This is a genomic window from Sphingobium sp. RAC03, from assembly GCF_001713415.1.
Taxonomy (GTDB): Bacteria; Pseudomonadota; Alphaproteobacteria; order Sphingomonadales; family Sphingomonadaceae; genus Sphingobium.
This window is the reverse complement of the sequence record NZ_CP016456.1, coordinates 1,420,335-1,440,374: the sequence shown is the minus strand read 5'-3', so window position 1 is coordinate 1,440,374 and position 20,040 is coordinate 1,420,335. Positions and strand designations below refer to the sequence as shown.

Here is a 20,040-nt window from a genome sequence, read left to right as displayed (position 1 = left end):
ACGCTTTTGACCGTGACGGCCTGCATCTGCTACAGGCCGTCCATGCAAACTCGCTATGATGTGATTGTGGTCGGCGGCGGCCATGCCGGGTGCGAAGCGGCGGCGGCCGCTGCGCGCAAAGGCGCGCGCGTCGCGCTGTTGACGTTCGACCGTGCCACCGTTGGCGCCATGTCCTGTAACCCGGCGATCGGCGGATTGGGCAAGGGCCATCTCGTGCGCGAAGTCGATGCCCTCGATGGGCTGATCGGCCGCGCCGCAGACCAGGCCGCGATCCATTATCGGATGCTCAACAGCAGCAAGGGCGCAGCCGTCCAGGGGCCGCGCGTCCAGGCCGACCGCAAACGCTATCGCGCCGCCATTCACCAGATGCTTGATGCGCAAGGAGGTCTGACAATCGTAGAGGGCGAGGCGGCTGCACTGCTTCTGCAAGATGGTGCGATCGCCGGCCTGTCCCTCGCCGATGGGCGCGTGCTGGAGGCCGCGTCAGTGGTGCTGGCGACCGGCACCTTCCTCGGTGGCAAGCTGTTCCGCGGCGATGAACGCGAAACCGGCGGTCGCGTCGGCGAGCGGGCCGCGACCAGCCTGGGCGTCCAGTTGCGCGATCTCGCTCTTCCCCTCGGTCGCCTCAAGACCGGCACGCCACCCCGCATCGATGGCCGCACGATCGATTGGGCGCAGTTGGAAGCACAGCCATCGGACAGTGACGGCTGGACCATGTCGCCTTTGTCCAACGGTCGCCCGCTGCCCCAACTCGCCTGCGCCATTACCCGCACCAATGCGCGCACCCATCAGATCATCCGCGATGGCCTCGGCCGATCGCCCTTGTTCAGCGGTGCGATCGAAGGGCGCGGACCGCGCTACTGCCCCTCGATCGAAGATAAGATTCAGCGCTTCGGAGACCGCGACGGGCATCAGATTTTTCTGGAACCCGAAGGGCTGGACGATCCGCTCGTCTATCCCAATGGCATCAGCACCTCGCTGCCCACCGATGTTCAGGTCGCTATGATCCGGTCAATGGCCGGCCTGGAGCAGGCCGACATCGTCGTGCCCGGCTACGCCGTCGAATATGACCATATCGATCCGCGCGCGCTCGACGCCACATTGGAAGTCCGCGCCATCCCCGGCCTGTTTTGCGCCGGGCAGATAAACGGCACGACCGGTTATGAGGAGGCGGCCGCCCAAGGGCTGATCGCCGGCGTCAACGCCGCCGCCCGCGCACGCGGCGAAGCGGCCATGATCCTCGACCGCGCCAGCAGCTATATCGGCGTGATGATCGATGACCTCACCTTGCAGGGTGTGACCGAACCCTATCGCATGTTGACCGCGCGCGCCGAATATCGCCTGCGCCTGCGCGCCGACAATGCGGAAACGCGGCTTGGCGCGATCGGCATCACGCACGGCATCATCGGTCCCGTCCGCCGTGCGCGTTTGGCCGAACGCGATACCCTGCGCGCCGAGATAGAGGCCGAACTCACGCAACCCATCGGTGCCACCACCATGGCTCGCGTGGGCGCGTCGGTGCGGAAGGATGGCATACGTCGCAGCCTGTTCGAATGGGCGCGCTTCCCCGAAGTCGATCGAGCCTTGATCCTGTCGCTCGCCCCCCGCCTCGCCGCGGCACCCGCCGACCTGCGCGCGGAGATATTGGAGGATGCCCATTACGCCCCCTATCTCCACCGCCAGGATGTAGAGATCGCCGACCTGCGCCGCAACGAGCGTGTCTTCATCCCCGCCGATTTCGACTTCGCCAGCATCGGCGGCCTGTCCACCGAGATGATCGAACGGCTCGATGCGGCGCGCCCCGATACGCTGGCCGCAGCAGGCCGCATCCGCGGCGTAACCCCTGCGGCCCTCGCCGCCATCCTGGTCCATGTCCGCAAGGTCGCCGCATGACCGAGGATGAAGCCCGCGCCTGGCTGACCACCCAATTCGATGTTTCACGTGAAACAATGGCGCGTCTGGAACGCTTCGTTGCCATCCTGTTGGAAGCGATGGACGAACAGAATCTCATCGCCGAATCGACCCGCCCCCATGTCTGGGCACGGCATATCGTTGATTCCGCCCAACTTCTCACCCACGCCCAAATGGCGGGGGAGGGTGCATGGATCGACCTCGGATCGGGTGCCGGCTTGCCGGGTATCGTCGTCGCCTGCCTGTCCGACCGACCCATGTTGATGGTCGAATCCCGGCGCAAGCGCATCGATTTTCTGAACGAAGCCATCGCCGCATTGGACCTGCCCAACGCCACGGTCTTCGGCGGCCGGGTCGAGATGGTGCCGCCTTGCGCCGCCGCCGTCATCAGCGCGCGCGCTTATGCACCACTCCCGCGCCTGCTCGAATCCGCCGCGCATCTTTCCGACAAAAATACGCTATGGGTGCTGCCTAAGGGACGAAATGCGCAGAATGAACTGGAGGCGACGCGCCCATCATGGCAGGGTGTGTTTCACGTGGAACCGAGCGTGACGGACGCCGATAGCGCCATCATCGTCGCGCACGCGGTCAAACCCGTCGCCAGAAGGAAAGGTCGCGCATGATCTGTATCGCTATCGCCAATCAGAAGGGCGGCGTGGGTAAGACCACGACGGCGATCAACCTCGCCACCGGTCTCGCCGCCACCGGCCTGCGCGTGCTGCTGCTCGATCTCGATCCGCAGGGCAATGCCTCCACCGGCCTCGGCGTCGGCCAGTCCGAACGGGCGCGGTCGAGCTATGACCTGCTCGTCGGCAATTGCGCGCTGGAGGACACGATCGTCACGACGCGCGTGCCCAAGCTCGACCTCGTCCCCGCGACGCAGGATCTGTCGGGCTGCGAGATCGAACTGATCGAATATGAGCAGCGCACCCATCGGCTCGAACGGGTGCTGGCCGAAGCGCCTCCGGGGCGCTGGGATATTTGCCTGATCGATTGCCCGCCATCGCTTGGCCTGCTGACGATCAACGCAATGGTCGCCGCGCAATCCCTGCTCGTGCCGCTGCAATGCGAATTTTTCGCGCTCGAAGGGCTGTCGCAACTGCTCCAGACGGTCGAGCGCATTCGCGGACGCTTCAATCCCGGCTTGTCGATCATGGGCGTCGCGCTCACCATGTATGACCGGCGCAACCGACTGACCGATCAGGTCGCCGATGATGTGCGCGCCTGCCTCGGCGATCTGGTCTTCACTACCGTCATCCCGCGCAATGTGCGCCTGTCCGAAGCGCCCAGCCATGGCGTCCCGGCCTTGATTTACGACTTCCGCTGTTCCGGATCGGAAGCCTATATGCGGCTCGCGCGCGAATTGATCGCGCGCCTGCCCCGACAGGAGGTTGCCGCTTGAGCGACGAAACGACCGACAAGCCCAAAGTTGTGAAGCGGCCGCACGGCCTGGGGCGCGGCTTGTCCGCGCTGCTCGGCGATGTCGCGCGCGAAGAGCCGGTTGCGCCTGCCGCTTCGCCGTCCAGCAAGGCGGTGCAGAATATCGAAGTGTCGCTCATCCAGCCTCATCCCGAACAGCCGCGTCGCCATTTCGACGAAGGCGCGTTGCAGGAGCTCGCCGACAGCATCGCCAAGCGCGGCGTGATTCAACCGATCATCGTCCGTCCGCATGGCGGCGGTTTTCAGATCGTCGCGGGCGAACGCCGCTGGCGCGCGGCGCAAAGGGCGCAGCTCCACCGCATCCCCGCCATCGTCCGCGATTTTGACGAGCAGGAAACGCTCGAAATCGCGCTGATCGAAAATATCCAGCGCGAGGATCTCAACCCGATCGAAGAGGCCGAAGCCTATCGCAAACTGATCGGCGACTTTCAGCATACGCAGGACGCCCTGGGCCGCATCGTCGGCAAATCGCGCAGCCACATCGCCAACCTCATGCGCCTGCTCGACCTGCCCGCTTCGGTGCAGCAGCAGGTGATGGAGCAGAAGATCAGCATGGGCCACGCCCGCGCGCTGATCGGCGTGCCCGATTGCGAAACGCTGGCGCGGCAAGTCGAAGACAAGGGTTTGTCGGTCCGCGATACCGAACAATTGGTCCGCCGCATGAAGACCGGCGATGACACGCCCGCCGCGCGTCGCACCGGTGCCGCCGCCGAACCGGACGCGGACATCGCCTCGCTGGAACAGCATCTGGCCGACATATTGGGGCTGAAGGTAGACATCCGGCACGAAGGCAATGGCGGCGGCACGCTGACCCTGCGCTATTCGACCCTCGATCAGTTGGACATGCTGTGCCAACGCCTGTCGGGTGAACGGATTTAAGCGGGCAAGACGCGAAAAACCGGGCCGCGCCGCTGGCCTTTTCCCGGCCGTCTCCCTAGCTTGGGGGGATGGCCGACATGCACGCTTCCCCCGCTTCTCCTTCCGTCATTCGTCGCGCGGATTATCGCCCGCCCGACTGGCTGGTGCCCGATATCGCGCTGGATTTCGACCTCGATCCCGCATGCACCCGCGTCCGCGCGACGCTCATGGTCACGCGCAACGGCGGTCATGATCGGCCCCTGCGGCTCGATGGTGATGGCTTGATCCCGCTGGAGGTCCGCATCGACGGCGAACTCGCCACGCCCGACCTATGGCATATGGAAGCCGGCTCTTTGTCCGTGGCGCTGTCCGGTTCGGCGCACAGTGTCGAAACGCTGGTCGAACTGGCCCCAGAAGCCAACAGCAAATTAATGGGCCTCTATGCCAGCGGCGGGTTGCTTTGCACCCAATGCGAGGCGGAGGGCTTTCGCCGCATCACCTTCTTCCCCGATCGCCCCGACATCCTGTCGCGCTATGATGTGACACTGCGCGCCGACAAGGCGCGCTTCCCCATATTGCTCTCCAACGGCGATCCGGTGGAGCAGGGCGAGGGTGACGCCGGACAGCATTGGGCACGCTGGGTCGATCCCTTCCCCAAGCCCTGTTACCTGTTCGCGCTGGTCGCTGCCGACCTGGCCTGCAATGCCGACAGCTTCGTGACGATGAGCGGCCGGGAAGTGCAATTGGGCATCTGGGTGCGTGAGGCGGACCTGCCACGCACCGGCCATGCCATGCAGGCGCTCAAAAACTCCATGGCCTGGGACGAGCGCGTCTATGGCCGCGAATATGATCTTGATGTGTTCAACATCGTCGCCGTCGCCGACTTCAATTTCGGCGCGATGGAGAATAAGGGGCTCAACATCTTCAATTCGCGCTATATTTTGGCCGATCCTGAAACGGCGACGGATATCGATTATGACGGCGTGGAAGGCGTGGTGGCGCATGAATATTTCCACAACTGGTCGGGCAATCGCGTCACCTGTCGCGACTGGTTCCAATTGAGCCTCAAGGAAGGCTTCACCGTCTTTCGCGACCAGAATTTCTCGGCGGATATGGGCAGCCATGCGGTCAAGCGGATCGAAGATGTGCGCATCCTGCGCGCCGCCCAGTTTCAGGAGGATTCAGGTCCGCTCGCCCACCCTGTGCGGCCTGAATCCTATATGGAAATCAGTAACTTCTACACCGCGACTATCTACAACAAGGGTGCAGAGCTGATCCGCATGATCGCGCTGATGCTAGGGCCGGAGCGCTTCCGCGCGGGCACCGATCTCTATTTCGATCGCCATGACGGCCAAGCCGCCACCTGTGAGGATTTCGTCCTAGCGATGGAGGAGGGCGGCGAGATCGACCTCACCCAGTTCCGTCGCTGGTATGAACAGGCCGGAACCCCGCATGTCCGGGCCACGCTCGACCATGATCCGGTGACCCAGGTGGTGACCCTGCATCTGCACCAGTCGCTTGCTCCAACGCCGGGCCAGCTCGACAAAGCGCCGATGGCTATCCCACTGCGCGTCGCCCTGTTCGATCCCGCAACCAGCACCCATCATGGCGACGAACTGCTGATGCTCACTGAGCCGCAGCAGAGCTTCACCTTCCCCGATTTCGCCGCCCCGCCGGTCCTGTCGATCAATCGCGGCTTTTCCGCTCCCGTGATCGTCGACACCAACCGTAGACAGGACGATCTCGCCTTCCTGTCCGCCCATGATGATGATCCATTCGCCCGCTATGAGGCGATGCAACAGTTGATGGTCAACATATTGGTCGGCCGCATCACCGGTCAGCCCATGGACGACGGCCCTGTGATCGCCGCGTTCCGTCAGGTCATCACCGACCCCTTGCTTGATCCCGCCTTCGTCGCCGAAGCCATCCGCCTGCCCAGCGAAGCCTATCTCGGCGATCAGATGGCGCAGGTTGATCCCGACGCGATCCACGCTGCGCGTGAAGCCTTGCAACAGCGGATCGGCGCAGAATTGGAGCCGGACTGGCGCGCAATTCACGCCCGTACCAAGGCGGCCGAATTTTCCATCTCCGCCACCGCTAAGGGCGCGCGCAAGCTACACAACAGCGCGCTTGGCTATCTGGTCGCCTCCGGCGCGATGGACGGCCCCGCAACCGCCTTCGTCCAGTTCGACCACGCCCATAATATGACCGAGCGGCAAGCAGCTCTGGCGATCCTCGCCAATGGCGACAGCGCCGAGCGAGTCGCGGCGCTCGATATCTTCTACAACCGCTATGGGGCCGACGCGCTAACGCTCGACAAATGGTTCCAGACCCAGGCCTTCGCCGTCCATCCCGATACGGTCGATCTGGTCGAGGAACTGGGACGGCACAAGGACTTCACCCTCGCCAATCCCAACCGCGTCCGCGCACTTTATGGCGCGTTCACCGGCAACCAATGGGCGTTCCACCACAAATCGGGCAAGGGCTACAGGCTGGTGGCGGATTGCATCATCGCGCTGGACCGGTTGAATCCGCAAACGGCCGCCCGCCTCGTGCCCCCGCTTGGCCGCTGGAAGCGCTTCGACGCAGCGCGCGGCGCGCTGATGCGGGGCGAACTGGAGCGCATATTGGCGCAGCCCGGCCTGTCCAAAGACGTGACCGAACAGGCCAGTAAAAGTCTGGAATAGAGGAGAGTGCCCCCGTTCGCGCGACGCGAACGGGGCAGCCATCAGTCCTTCATAGCCGCGACCCAGGCGGCGACGTCGCCAGCCACTTTGTTCGCTGCCAGGTTGAGCGGCGTTCCGACCGTCATCGACGTAATCTTCGCACCCACCGGCTGGCTGGCGGTAAAGCGCTGCCGAGCCAAGGCGACCCCATTGGGCGTGGTCAGCACGGCGTCATAGGTAACGACCGCATTATTCCCCGGCGCATCAAGCCCAAAGGCGATCAACTCGCCCGACAGCCGCTGCCCACCATCACCCGAAAACTGCCCCGAATCGAGCACGACCCGGTCGGTCGTCGCCGAAATCGTCTCGGCCAACAAGCGCCGGAACAGATGGCGCGGTGTGTCGGCCCATTGCACATCGGTCACATAAGCGACCGACGTCGGACTGGTCTGCACCGGGATACGTATCGTATCCAGCATCTTGGGCGCGTCGGGATCGGACACGATCAATGTGCGCCCAGCGCCAGCACGCTGCGCCGTGCCAGCGGGCACCTTCTGCACCGCATCCAGCGTCAACAGCCGTTCGGGCACCTTCCCGCCGATCGAGACGCAGCCCGACAGCAGGACGGCGGCGGTCAGCGCCGCAAGGGCGCCGGTGGGTTTGGCATGGAACATGGTCCGCATCTCTCTCATCATGGCTTATAGTCCGGCAGCTTGGGCGATCCGACCAGCGAACCCGCGCCCTGCTGGTCCAGTTTCTCGGCAACGCCGCGGAAGGCGCGCGACATTTCGCGCAGGTCGCGCACCAGCTGGTTCACTTCCGGCATGGTCTGGGTGCTGAACGCCTCCACGCCCGGCCGCGCCGCGCCGATGGTCTTGTCCAGCGTGTCGATGCTCCGCGTCGCCGATTGCACGCTCTTGCGCAGGTCGGCCATCAATGGCTTGCCTTCCTCGTTGAGCATCGCGTCGGTCGTCGCGGCCAGCTTGCCGATCTGTTCGACGGCAACGCCGGTGCGCTGCACTGCGATACGCGCTTCGGCCAGAGTCGCGGCGATCTCCGGGCTACGATCCGCCAAGGCGCCCGACACCCGCTCGACATTGGCCAATATGCCCGCGATCGACTGCTGATTCTTGTCGCTCAACACTTCGGTCAGTCGCTCGGTCAGCGTCGACAAGCGCTCCAGCAATTGCGGCGCGCTGTTGAGCAATTCGCCCAGTGCCCCCGGCTTGGTCGGGATCACGGGCACGCCATCGGGGCATACCGCCTGGGGATTTTCCGCCGGACAAATGATCGGCGGCGCGCCCTTGACCGCGCCGTCCAGCACCACTTCGCTCACCCCGGTAAAGCCGACGCCCGCAATGCTCGCGGTCGTGCCCTGCAGCACCGGCGTCCCGTCCTTCACCGTAATGCGCACCCGCACGAAGCTTGGATCGCGCTTCCACAGGTCGATCGATTCCACCTGACCGGAGGGGACGCCCGCATAGTTGACGCTCGAACCCTTGGCCAAGCCGCTGACCGACTGTTTGAAGAAAATATCATATTGCTTGTTCTGCCCGTCGGAAATGCGGGAGAACCAGAAGGCCGCGATGATGATCGCCGCCAGCAGCAGCAGCGTGACCGTGCCCACCAGCACATGGTTGGAGCGGGTTTCCATATCCTATTGCCTTCCGTCCGGCGGGGTCTGAGCCGCCTTGTTCTTTTCCCGCGATACTGCCGCCGTCGCCGCACGGCCACGCGGCCCATTGAAATATTCCTGGATCCACGGATGGTCGAGCGCCAGCAGTTCATCGATCGTGCCGACCGCGATCACCTTCTTATCCGCCAGCACCGCCACCCGATCACAAATCGAATAGAGCGTATCGAGATCATGGGTGATGAGGAAGACGGTAAGACCCAAAGTCTCCTGCAATTTGCGGGTCTGCTCGTCGAACGCCGCCGCGCCGATCGGATCAAGGCCAGCGGTCGGCTCATCGAGGAACAGCAGGTCCGGGTCCAGCGCCAGCGCGCGGGCCAGGCCAGCGCGCTTCTTCATGCCGCCCGACAATTCCGACGGATATTTCGGCCCCGCCTCGGTGGGCAGGCCGGTCATGCGGATCTTGTAGGCCGCAATTTCGTCCCGCAACTGCGCCCCGATATTGGGATAATATTCGCGGATCGGCACTTCGATATTTTCCGCCACGGTCAGCGTCGAAAACAGCGCGCCGCCTTGAAACAGCACGCCCCACCGCTTGCGGATCGCCAGTGCGTCATCGTCCAGCCGCCCGACCATCGATTCGCCAAAGACATGGATTTCGCCCTCGTTCGGCGTCTGAAGGCCGATGATCGCGCGCATCAGCACCGACTTACCGGTGCCCGATCCGCCGACCACACCCAATATCTCTCCCTTGCGCACGTCGAGGTCGAGGCCATCATGGATGACCTGGTCGCCAAAGGCATTACGAATGCCGCGCACCGAAATGGCGATGTCGGACTGTTCGACCGCTTGGGCGAGCCGCTGTTCTTCGGCCTGGCGCTGTTCGTCTTCGGTCATCAGTTCCACCCTACCCAGGTGAAGAACACCGCGAAGAAAGCATCGATGACGATGACGAGGAAGATTGCCTGGACGACGGCGGCGGTGGTGCGCAGCCCCACCTCCTCCGCATTGCCCTTGACCTGCATCCCCTGAAAACAGCCGGAAATGGCGATGATCAGGCCGAACACGGGTGCCTTGATCAGCCCGACCCACAGGTCGGTGATCGGCACGACTTCGCGCAACCGCTGGAAAAAGGTGATGAGCGGAATGTCGAGCGCGATCGCGCACAGGAAAGCGCCGCCCAGCACTGACAGGATCGACGCATAAAAGCCAAGCAGCGGCATCATGATGATGACGGCCAACGTGCGGGGCAGGACCAATGCTTCCATCGGCGATACGCCGATAGTCCGCATCGCGTCGATTTCCTCGGTCAGCTTCATCGTGCCCAATTGCGCGGCAAAGGCTGAGCCGGAGCGGCCCGCGACCATGATCGCGGTCATCAATACGCCCAGTTCCCGGAAGGTCAGGCGACCGACCAGGTTTATGGTCAACATTTCCATGCCGAACTGGCGCAACTGTACCGATCCCTGCTGGGCGATGACGATGCCGATCAGGAAACTCATCAGGCCGATGATGCCCAGCGCGGACACACCCACCACCTCGAAACGCTGCACCACCGCATTGACGCGGAAGCGGCTGGGATGGCGGATCAGGCTCCAGGCCGCGACCAGCGTCGCACCGAAAAAGCCCAGCAGTCCCAACATGGTCGACCCGGCGGTGCTGACCGCCTCGCCGATCTGGCCGACGACGCGGCGCAGGGCCGGAACGCTGTCTGGGTGGATCGACACCGGATCGTCGAGCGCGCCGACCGTATCGATCAGCCGCTGCGCATCTGGGTGCGCGCCGCTGATCTGACTGCCCAGCCGCTTGGCGGTGCGATGCACCGTCCATGCGCCGATCGTGTCCATATGATCGACGTCGGACAGGTCGATCGTCTCGACCGGACCCTGCACGGCATCCAGCCGGTCGGGCAGGTCATGCAGCGATGCGATCGCCAGCGAACCGGACAGCCGCAGCACGCTGCCGCCGTCGCTTTGTTCTTCGGCCAGTGAAGCGGCTTTATTCATGCGATGGGATTAGTGGTCCAATATCGGTTGCACGGCAAGCCGAAACGGCCCATCCGCAAGTCCGAACGAAGGGCAGCGGCAAAAGTTTCGGATACGGCATGACGCATCGGTTGGCGATTTACGACATGGACCGCACGGTGACGTTCAGCGGCACCTATACCGGCTTCCTCATCCATGTGGCGCGGGCGATGGCCCCGTGGCGGCTGATCCTGCTCCCCTGCGTCGTGCTGCTGATGCTGGCCTATGTCCTCAAGCTGCTGTCGCGCCAGCGTCTCAAGGAACTCAACCAAGCGCTGATGATCGGGTTCCATGTGGAACGCGCCCGGTTGATGCCGCATGTCGAAAGCTATGCCGACAAGGTGCTGGCGACCAACCTGCGCGCCGATGCGGTGGCGCAGATTGCGCGCGACCGCGCCGATGGTTACCGCCTCGTCCTCGCCACCGCCTCCTACCGCCTCTATGTCGAACCGATCGCCCGGCGGTTGGGTTTCGACGCCGTCATTGCGACCGACCATCTCTCGCAGGATCTGCGCTATGTCCGCGCCAAGATTGCCGGCGAAAATTGCTACGACACCGGCAAGTTGCGGATGATCAAGGCCTGGATGGCCGCGCAGGCGATCGACCGGACGCAAACCCACATCCGCGCCTATTCCGACCATGTGTCGGACGCGCCGATGTTGGAATTTGCCGACGTGCCCATCGCTTCCAACCCGCACAAGCCGCTCGCCAAACTGGCGGCGGTGCGTGGCTGGACGCGGGTCGATTGGAATTAAATAGACATCCGTTCGTTTCGAGCAAAGTCGAGAAACACTCGAACCGAACCGATATGTCGGTCTAACGCATCGCTGACCGCGCCAGCCCGTCGCAGTCCGCATCGCTGGCGCGCGGCACCTTGTCGCCGCCGATCGCATCGCCGATCATCTTAATGATGCCCTTGGCCGATCGCGCTTCCTTGGGCACCTGAATATCGGGCACCTTGATCGTGCCGCGGATCGGCACCGTGCCTTTCAGCCGCAACAGGCTCCCATGCTTGGGCTGCCCACTCAGCGTCAGCGCCAACACCTCGTCCGACAGGCGGATGGTCCCGGAGGCGCGGGTCTGTGCGCGCGATGTGTCGATCAGCACCGGGTTGGTCCGCGCGACCCCGCCCTTGACGTCGAACCGCGCGACCATGCAGCGTAGCACCGCCATCTTGTCTTTGTCGAGCGTCAGCCCCTTGCCGACATCCTGCCCCATCAACGCCGCCGTGCGCGCGGGGATCGATCCGTCGCGTGCGACCAGCGCGATCGTGCCCGACGATTGCCCCACCGCCTGGCGGATGGTGCGCCCCGGCCCATTGAGCGCGATCCGCCCTACCAGCCCGCCGTCGATCCGCGTTTCGGGAAAGAAATCGAGCAATCGCGCCGATCGCAGATCAAGCGCCAGATCGAGTCGCGGCCCGCCGTCACGCTGATCCACCGTCAACCGCCCGCCCAGCACGCCGCGCGTCAGGTCCATCCGCAACGGCTCGACCACCAGCCGACTGCGCTCCAGCGACAACACACCCTTGAGCGAACGGAACGGGCTGGACCCCGGCCATAACAGCCGGTCGGCCTGTATCTCCAGCCGCCCATCGGTGCGCGCCATCTTGCGCAGGTCGATCGCGGTGTCGGGGATCAGCCGGTCGCCCAGCCGCGCGCGCTTGGCCAATGCCTTGCGGCGGCCTTCGTCCGAAGACAGATCGTTGAAATCCAGCTGCGCCGCGCGGATCGCACCGTCGATCCGGGTGCGGCCCTCGCGCTTGCGCACGGTGGCATGGCCCGCAATCTCGGACCGCCCGATCGTACCTTTGAGCGATTCGATGATCCAGTCGGGCCGCTCGCGCACAACCTGCGCCGTCAGTCGCACGGGCTGGGTGCCCGGCAGCCCCGCCTCGATGATCGCGTCCAATACCCGCAGGTCGATCGCATGGCCCGTCACCTTGCCGCGCAAATGGCCGATGTCGAGCGGCCCGTCCATCGTGCCATCGAACGTCATGCCCACCGCATCGCCCGCAATTTCTGCGCGAAATGGCCAGCGCGTCCCTGGTTTATGACCCAGTATCGGCGCGCCGCTGGCGGTGACCGTGACGGGATAGCCGCGCACATCGCCCTTGCCGGACAGGCGCAGCCCCTTGCCGTCGACGGCCAGCGCCGCGTCCACCGACCGCCCGCGCTTGTCGTCGCGATAGGCAATGCGGCTGTCGCTGACGGTCAGGCTGCGGAGCGCCGGGCGTCGGCCCTTGCGCTCATCGCCACCGCTGCGCTCGCCGCTCCAACTTTCGCGTCCATCGGCCGCGCGATAGAAGTTCAGGCGCGCGCGGCGCAGGTCCAGCGTCTCGACCACCGGCCCGCCGGTCAGCAGCGCCAACGCCGAAAAGCCGACCCGCGCCTCGCCGATCCGAGCAAGATCGCCATCGCCCTTGGCCCAATCGGGCTGGGGCACGCGCATGTCGGTCAGGCGGACGACAGGATGAAAGGACAGGCTGTCCTCGCGTGTCATCGTGGCGATCGTGACCGGCTTGCCGATCCGCGCCGACAATCGTGCCTCGATCCGGTCCTTGAACATCCCCCAGGGGAAGGCCGCCAGCAGCAGGGCTGCAACGACCAGCAGCACGGCCAATCCGGCCCCAATGCCTATGGCCCATCGCGCTCCCCGCTTTGCGTTCACCGACACCCCCAAAGTCCCCCATCATTGTGTCGCGCTCAACGCACAACTCGTCTTAGGGTTCAGCCGCGCACCGGCGAGATCAGCGGCCCGCCTGCGAAATGCGCCGTCAGATTGGCGAGCAGCATCTGCGCCATATGCGCTACCGCCTCATGCGTCGCCCCGCCGGTATGCGGGGTCAGCACGACATTGGGCACATCGACCCAGCGCTTGGGGTCGGTCGGTTCGGGATCATAGACATCGATCGCCGCACCGCCCAGCCGCCCGGATATGAGCGCCGCGATCAGCGCCGCCTCATCCACCAACTGCCCCCGCGCGACATTGACCAGCAATCCCTCCGGCCCCAGCGCATCCAGGATATCGGCCGAAATCATGCCGCGATTGCTCTCATCCGCCCGCGCCGCGACCAACAATATGTCGCTCTCCCGCGCCAGCGCGTCCAGACTGGCGGCGCACGGCCAGGGGAAGGCAGGCTTCTCGCGCGGTCCCCACCAACGGACCTGCATCCGCATCGCCTGCGCCCGTTCCGCCACCGCAACACCGATCGACCCCATGCCGACGATACCGAGCTTCGCCCCGCCCATCGACCGGGTCCGCGTCTTGGCCGCCATCGTCCATTTGCCTGCCCGCACATGCCGGTCGCCGCCTACGATCCAGCGTCGATGCGCGATCATCAGGCCGATCGCATGGTCGGCCACATCCTGCGCATTGGCGTCACCGGCATGAGTCACTGCAATGCCGCGCTCCCGCGCCAGCGCCAGGTCCACGCCATCATAGCCCACGGTGAAGCAGGCGATCAGCGACAGGCGCGGCATCGCGTCGATCAGCGCCCGCTCCAGCACGAACTCACCCGCCCAGATCACGGCATCCACCCGCGCCAGCGCCGCGGCATCGGGTTCTTCCCACAGCGCCATGACGTCATAATCCTGCGCCAGCAGCGGCACGACCGGGGCCAGCAAAGGCTGCCCCACCAAAAGAACCGGTCGCGTCATGGCCTTACCCGATCGCCCGCAGCGCTTGCGCAAAGTCCGCGATCAGATCGTCGGCATCCTCGCAGCCGATCGAGATGCGCACCATATTGTCGCCGATCCCCAACGCCGCCTTGCGCGCGGCCGGCACCGACAAATGCGTCATCGCGGCGGGATGGCTGGCCAGCGTCTCCGTCCCGCCCAGGCTGACCGCCAGCTTTGCGATCTTGAGCGCATCGAGAAAGGCAAACGCCTCCGCCTCGCCACCCTTCAGATAGAGCGAGAAGGTCGATCCCGCCCCGGTGCAATGCCGCTCATAAATGTCGCGCTGCCGTTCGGTTTCGGGGAAGCCGAGATAGACAATCTTCTCCACCTGCGGTTGCTCGCGCAGCCAGGCGCATACCTTCGCCGCATTTTCGCCCGCCCGGCTCATCCGCAATTCCAGCGTCTCCAGGCTGCGCATCAGCATCCAGGCCGAATGCGGGTCCAAAATCGTGCCGATCGTATTGCGCATCAACCGGATCGTGGTGATCAGCGCGCTGGACCCCAGCACCCCGCCCGCGACCAGATCGCTATGCCCGCCTGCATATTTGGTCAGGCTATAGATCACCAGATCCGCGCCATGGGCCAGCGGCTTGAGCCATAACGGTCCCAAAAATGTATTGTCGATCGCGATCGGCGGGACATAGTCTTCGCCCGCAAAGGCCAAGTCGCGCCGCGCAACCACTGCTTCGATATCGACCAGCACGTTGGTCGGATTGGCCGGGCTTTCGAGATATAGTAGCGCCACGCGACCCAGCCCCTTGGCCTTCTCGATCACCGCGCCAATCTCGTCAGCGCTCGCGCCAGCGGGAAAATCGAGCCACTGCACCCCGAACTTGCCCAATATCCGCCCGATCAACGATTCGGTCGCGGCATAGAGCGGCGCGCTATGGACGATCACGTCACCCGGCTGCACCATCGCCAGCAAGGTGGTGGCGATCGCCGACATGCCGCTGGAAAAGAGCAACGCATCCTCGGCCTCTTCCCATACTGACAGCCGATCCTCGGCAATCTCCTGATTAGGACCGTTGAAGCGCGAATAAACGAGGCCTTCCGATCCGCCCGGTCTGATGCCCGTCACCCCCTCGAAATGCCGCTTGCCCGCCGCCGCGCTCTCGAACGCGAAGGTTGAGGTCAGGAAGATTGGCGGCTTCAACGATCCTTCGGACAGGGTCGGGTCATAGCCATGCCCCATCATCAGCGTCGCGGGCTTCAGCTTGCGCCCGTCAATCTCCATGATCGGCGGCTTGGGACGGCGGCGGTTGGACTCGACACCCGTCAGATCTGCTTCACTTTCGCCAGACATATCGTTGATCTCCTGCATGATGCGGCATCTGCTGCGCCGCTCTTGATGGCGCGATGGTAACGCAGGGACAGGTCGGACGGCCAGAGGGCAGCGACATAAAATTTTACCGACGTGGACTTAAATTACGCGATCGCGCCGTGCAGATCATCGGCGAATATCCACGCGCAAAGCCGCGGAGCGCGCGAACCGTCGGCTAGTCCCTCCGCGTCTCTGCGTCTCCGCGCGAACCCTTCTTCCCGCCCATGTCGTGACAGGCTTGAGCCGACTCCCTACATCCACCCCATGGATGCTCTCCCCCCCGTGCTGGAAGACTGGTTCGCCGCCCGCGGCTGGGCGCCACGCACGCACCAGCGCGCCATGCTCGCCGCCGCGCGTCGGGGCGATCATGCGCTGCTCGTCGCCCCGACCGGCGCGGGCAAGACGCTGGCGGGCTTCCTGCCGACCCTGGCTGACCTGATCGACCACCCGACCGACCGGCTCCACACCCTCTATGTCTCGCCGCTCAAGGCGCTGGCGGTAGACGTGCGCCGCAATCTGCTGACCCCGATCGAGGATATGGCGCTCCCAATCCGCGTCGAAACCCGCACCGGCGACACGCCCTCGGACCGCAAGGCCCGCCAGCGCATCAAGCCGCCCCACATCCTCCTCACCACGCCCGAATCGCTCTCGCTGCTGCTCAGCTATCCCGACGCGACGCTGATGTTCGCCGATCTGCAAACCGTCATCGTCGATGAAGTCCACGCCTTCGCCACGCAGAAGCGCGGCGATCTGCTCAGCCTGTCGATGGCGAGGCTTCAGACGATCAATCCCGCCCTGCGCCGCGTCGCCCTGTCCGCCACCGTGGCGGACGTCGATGCCTATCGCGCCTGGCTCGCGCCCGATGGCGATATCGACACGGTCGCGGCGGTTTTGGGGGAGGCAGGCGCGGAGCCGAACGTCACCATCCTCATCCCCGAAGGTCGCGTCCCCTGGTCGGGTCACTCAGGCAAATATGCCGCGCATCAGGTGATGGCCGAAATCGCCGCGCATCAAACCACGCTCGTCTTCTGCAACACGCGCGGCCTCGCCGAACTCATCTTTCAGGAGCTTTGGTCAGCGAACGACGCCAACCTGCCGATCGCCATCCACCATGGTAGCTTGTCCATCGAAGCCCGCCGCAAGGTCGAAAGCGCGATGGCCGATGGCAAACTCCGCGCTTTGGTCGCCACCGCCTCGCTCGACCTCGGCGTCGATTGGGGCAATGTCGATTGCGTCATCCAGATGGGCGCACCCAAGGGCTCGTCGCGCCTGCTCCAGCGGATCGGCCGCGCCAATCATCGGCTCGATCAGGCGAGCGAGGCGATCCTCATCCCCGGCAACCGCTTCGAATATCTCGAAGCCCGCGCCGCCCTCGACGCCGTGGAGGCGGGCGAGCGCGACGCCGATGATTTCCGCGTCGGCAGCCTCGATGTCCTTGCCCAACATATCATGGGCCTCGCCTGCGCCGGTCCCTTCCACGAAGCCGCGATGCTCGCCGAAATCCAGTCTGCCACCCCCTATAGCGCGCTGACGCCCGACGCCTTCGCCTCCGTCCTCCATTTCATCGAAGGCGGCGGCTACGCCCTGCGCGCCTATGACCGGTTCAAGCGGCTGGCTCAGGACGCGGACGGCATATGGCGCGTCGCTCACCCCCGCTTCATTCAGCAGCATCGCCTCAACGCCGGGATCATCGTCGATCAGCCCGCGCTCGCCGTCCGCTTCGCCAATGGTCGCAAGCTCGGCACGGTGGAGGAGGGCTTTGCCGCCCAGCTTACGCCCGGCGACAGTTTCTTCTTCTCCGGCATGGCGCTGGAAGTAGTGAAGATGGACACGACCGATCTGGTCGTCCGCGCCACCTCCAAACAGGCGCGCATCCCCAGTTGGGGCGGCAGCCGCATGGCCATGTCCACGCGCCTTGCCGACCGGGTCCGCGCTTTCCTCGCCAGCCCCGACCAATGGCATCGCTTCCCGTCCGACGTGCGCGAATGGCTGGACATGCAGAAACTCCGCTCGGTCCTGCCGCAACCGGGCCAACTGCTCATCGAAACCTTCCCGCACGAAGGCCGTCACTATCTGGTCTGCTACAGTTTCGAAGGCTGGAACGCGCATCAATCGCTCGGCATGTTGCTCACCCGCCGGATGGAGAGCCAGGGCCTTATGCCCTTGGGTTTCGTCGCCAACGACTACGCGCTCGCCGTCTACGGCCTGAAACCCGTCACCGACCCGCAAAGCCTTTTCTCCGCCGACATACTCGACCATGAATTTGTCGATTGGGTCGAACAATCGAGCCTGCTCAAACGCGCCTTCCGCGACGTCGCGGTCATCTCCGGCCTGATCGAGCGCCAGCATCCCGGCAAGCGCAAGACCGGGCGGCAGGTCACTTTCTCCACCGACCTCATCTACGACGTGCTGCGCAAATATCAGCCTGACCATCTGCTGATCAAGGCAGCCTGGGCCGACGCCCGCGCGCGGATGACCGATGTCGGGCGGCTGGGTGACCTGATCGACCGGGCGGCGACGACTATGCTGCATGTCACGCTCGACCGGGTCAGCCCGCTTGCCGTGCCGGTCCTCATCCTCATCGGCCGCGAGCAGGTCGCGCAAAGCGCTGCCGAGGATGCGTTGCTGATCGAAGCCGAAGCACTGGTGACGTTGGCGATGCGCGCCGATTGAGCATTGCTGCGGCAATGATCGAAATTCCCACTATCTGAAAGCTAGATAAGCCGTTTCTCTTGCGGACTTTACGGGTCCATCCATCGTTTCCCAGTCCGAGGGGTGTCGATCGTCACGATCGACAAAACAACAGAGGAACCTGATCATGTCGAATTCACCGATTTCGGCCGCGCCGCTGCGCGGCCTGACCCTGGCTGCCGTCAGCCTGTCCGCGCTTGTCGGCGCACAGGCCTTGGCCCAGACCAGCACGCAGGTCGCCCCGCGCATGGCCACCGTCACCTTGCCCGCCGATGCCGGGCAGACCATGACCGTCCCCGCCGAAGCTGCGCCCGCGACCGTCCCCAACATGACGCGCGACAATGGCGCGCCGATCGGGGCTAACCGCAACAGCAAGACCGCAGGCGACCTTGGCCCGGTACTGCTTGAAGACACCACGCTGATTGAAAAGCTTGCTCGCTTCGACCGCGAACGCATCCCAGAGCGCGTCGTCCACGCGCGCGGCACTGGCGCGCATGGCGTCTTCCGCGCCACCGCCGACATGAGCGACCTGACCCGCGCCTCGCTGTTCACGTCGGGTAAGGAAACCCCGGTCTTCGTGCGCTTCTCCAGCGTCATCCACCCATCGGGCAGCCCTGAAGGCCTGCGCGACCCGCGCGGCTTTGCCACCAAATTCTACACGGATCAGGGCAATTGGGATCTGGTCGGCAACAACCTGCCGATCTTCTTCATCCGCGACGCCATGCAATTCCCTGACATGGTTCACAGCCTCAAGCCCTCGCCGGTCACCAACAAGCAAGACCCCAACCGCTATTTCGATTTCTTCTCGAACACGCCTGAATCCACCAATATGCTGACCCAGCTCTATTCGAACCTGGGCACGCCTTCCTCCTACCGCACCATGGACGGCAATGGCGTCCACGCCTTCAAGCTGGTGAACGCGCAGGGCAAGGTGACTTTCGCCAAGTTCCGCTGGATCAGCCGCCAGGGCGTCAAGAATCTTACCGGCAAGGATGCAGGCGCGGCCCAGTTCAACTTCCTGACCGACGATCTCTATCGCGAAGTCGGCAAGGGCAATTTCCCGACCTGGGATCTGATGGTGCAGACCATGACCCCCGAACAATTTGCGGGTCTCGACTATAATCCGTTTGACGATACCAAGGAATGGCTCGACGTACCCTTCCGCAAGATCGGCGAGATGACGCTCAACAAGATGCCGGCCAATTATTTCGAATTCACCGATCAGTCGGCCTTTGCGCCGTCCAACATGGTGCCCGGCATCGAAGCCTCGCCCGACCGGATGCTCCAGGGCCGCCTGTTCAGCTATGCCGACACGCAGCGCTATCGCGTCGGCGCGAACGTCCTGCAACTGCCGGTCAACAAGCCGCTGGCCCCGGTGGTCAATAATTCGCAGGATGGCGTGATGGACGCGACCGGCTCGACCTCCAACGTCAATTATTTCCCGGCGATGGTGCAGAAGCAGGCTGCGGCCGAATTTGGCCAGTCGACCTATGCGATCAATGCGACGGTCGACACCAAACCGATCGAAAAGACCAATAATTTCGCACAGGCAGGCATCTTCTACCGCGCGCTGTCGGCCAAGGACAAGGCCGACCTGATCGCGAACCTCGCGGGCGATTTGGGCCAGGTCACCTCCGACCGCACCCGCACAATGATGGTCAGCTATTTCTACCAGGCGGACAAGGATTACGGCACCCGCATCGCCAAGGCGGTGAACGTGCCCATGGCGGAAGTGACCAAGGCGGTCTCCGAATATGAAGCCGCCTATCCGCAACAACGCCTGACCGTGCGTTAAGGCACGGCACAAACACCGTTC

At 64.3% G+C, this 20,040-nt stretch carries 15 protein-coding genes; 8 read left to right on the top strand and 7 right to left on the bottom strand.

Annotated elements, in window-relative coordinates; all coding sequences use genetic code 11:
* The first annotated feature begins 42 nt into the window (after positions 1 to 42).
* The 5 genes from mnmG (at position 43) to pepN (ending at position 6,896) form a co-directional block, all read left to right on the top strand.
* Entirely contained in the window at positions 43 to 1,893 is a 1,851-nt protein-coding gene (gene mnmG, locus BSY17_RS11535; RefSeq protein ID WP_069065608.1) for a tRNA uridine-5-carboxymethylaminomethyl(34) synthesis enzyme MnmG, read from the top strand.
* A complete protein-coding gene (gene rsmG, locus BSY17_RS11530; protein ID WP_069065607.1) occupies positions 1,890 to 2,534 on the top strand; it encodes a 16S rRNA (guanine(527)-N(7))-methyltransferase RsmG in 645 nt (214 codons plus the stop codon). Before mnmG ends, rsmG begins: the two co-directional genes overlap by 4 nt.
* Positions 2,531 to 3,313, top strand: coding sequence for a ParA family protein (locus BSY17_RS11525; protein WP_069065606.1), 783 nt, complete (start codon positions 2,531 to 2,533; stop codon positions 3,311 to 3,313). The genes rsmG and BSY17_RS11525 overlap by 4 nt, the downstream gene beginning before the upstream one ends.
* Positions 3,310 to 4,230 (top strand): ParB/RepB/Spo0J family partition protein, encoded by a 921-nt coding sequence (locus tag BSY17_RS11520; protein WP_069065605.1) that lies wholly within the window; start codon positions 3,310 to 3,312, stop codon positions 4,228 to 4,230. Before BSY17_RS11525 ends, BSY17_RS11520 begins: the two co-directional genes overlap by 4 nt.
* 68 nt (positions 4,231 to 4,298) lie before the next feature.
* On the top strand, positions 4,299 to 6,896 hold the full coding sequence (pepN, locus tag BSY17_RS11515) for an aminopeptidase N (RefSeq protein WP_069065604.1): 2,598 nt from the start codon (positions 4,299 to 4,301) through the stop codon (positions 6,894 to 6,896).
* 41 nt (positions 6,897 to 6,937) lie between these two features.
* Here the strand turns inward: pepN and BSY17_RS11510 are convergent, their stop codons facing one another.
* Genes BSY17_RS11510 through BSY17_RS11495 form a run of 4 tightly spaced genes read right to left on the bottom strand, consistent with a single transcriptional unit; the run spans position 6,938 to position 10,514 of the window.
* A complete protein-coding gene (locus BSY17_RS11510; protein ID WP_069066923.1) occupies positions 6,938 to 7,549 on the bottom strand; it encodes an ABC-type transport auxiliary lipoprotein family protein in 612 nt (203 codons plus the stop codon).
* A 17-nt stretch (positions 7,550 to 7,566) separates the two neighbouring features.
* A complete protein-coding gene (locus BSY17_RS11505) occupies positions 7,567 to 8,529 on the bottom strand; it encodes an MlaD family protein (RefSeq protein ID WP_037473348.1) in 963 nt (320 codons plus the stop codon).
* Between the two features lie 3 nt (positions 8,530 to 8,532).
* Positions 8,533 to 9,405 carry an ABC transporter ATP-binding protein gene (locus BSY17_RS11500; RefSeq protein ID WP_069065603.1) on the bottom strand — a complete coding sequence of 291 codons (873 nt, stop codon included), beginning with the start codon at positions 9,403 to 9,405 and terminating at the stop codon, positions 8,533 to 8,535.
* A complete protein-coding gene (locus BSY17_RS11495) occupies positions 9,405 to 10,514 on the bottom strand; it encodes an MlaE family lipid ABC transporter permease subunit (RefSeq protein WP_069065602.1) in 1,110 nt (369 codons plus the stop codon). The genes BSY17_RS11500 and BSY17_RS11495 overlap by 1 nt, the downstream gene beginning before the upstream one ends.
* A 98-nt stretch (positions 10,515 to 10,612) precedes the next feature.
* Between BSY17_RS11495 and BSY17_RS11490 the strand changes: the two genes are divergently transcribed.
* On the top strand, positions 10,613 to 11,287 hold the full coding sequence (locus BSY17_RS11490; RefSeq protein ID WP_037473352.1) for an HAD family hydrolase: 675 nt from the start codon (positions 10,613 to 10,615) through the stop codon (positions 11,285 to 11,287).
* 61 nt (positions 11,288 to 11,348) lie between these two features.
* Here the strand turns inward: BSY17_RS11490 and BSY17_RS11485 are convergent, their stop codons facing one another.
* The 3 genes from BSY17_RS11485 to BSY17_RS11475 form a co-directional block, all read right to left on the bottom strand.
* Positions 11,349 to 13,148: an AsmA family protein gene (locus BSY17_RS11485; RefSeq protein WP_237236558.1), complete on the bottom strand. Its 1,800-nt coding sequence runs from the start codon at positions 13,146 to 13,148 to the stop codon at positions 11,349 to 11,351.
* A 113-nt stretch (positions 13,149 to 13,261) separates the two neighbouring features.
* Complete coding sequence (locus BSY17_RS11480) at positions 13,262 to 14,191, bottom strand: 2-hydroxyacid dehydrogenase (protein WP_069065600.1); 930 nt, start codon at positions 14,189 to 14,191, stop codon at positions 13,262 to 13,264.
* 4 nt (positions 14,192 to 14,195) lie between these two features.
* Positions 14,196 to 15,515 (bottom strand): cystathionine gamma-synthase family protein, encoded by a 1,320-nt coding sequence (locus BSY17_RS11475; RefSeq protein ID WP_069066922.1) that lies wholly within the window; start codon positions 15,513 to 15,515, stop codon positions 14,196 to 14,198.
* Between the two features lie 282 nt (positions 15,516 to 15,797).
* Between BSY17_RS11475 and BSY17_RS11470 the strand changes: the two genes are divergently transcribed.
* Positions 15,798 to 18,206, top strand: coding sequence for a ligase-associated DNA damage response DEXH box helicase (locus BSY17_RS11470; RefSeq protein ID WP_069065599.1), 2,409 nt, complete (start codon positions 15,798 to 15,800; stop codon positions 18,204 to 18,206).
* Positions 18,207 to 18,351: 145 nt separating this feature from the next.
* Positions 18,352 to 20,019, top strand: a complete 1,668-nt coding sequence (locus BSY17_RS11465; protein WP_150125783.1) for a catalase — start codon at positions 18,352 to 18,354, stop codon at positions 20,017 to 20,019.
* The last annotated feature ends 21 nt before the right edge of the window (positions 20,020 to 20,040 follow it).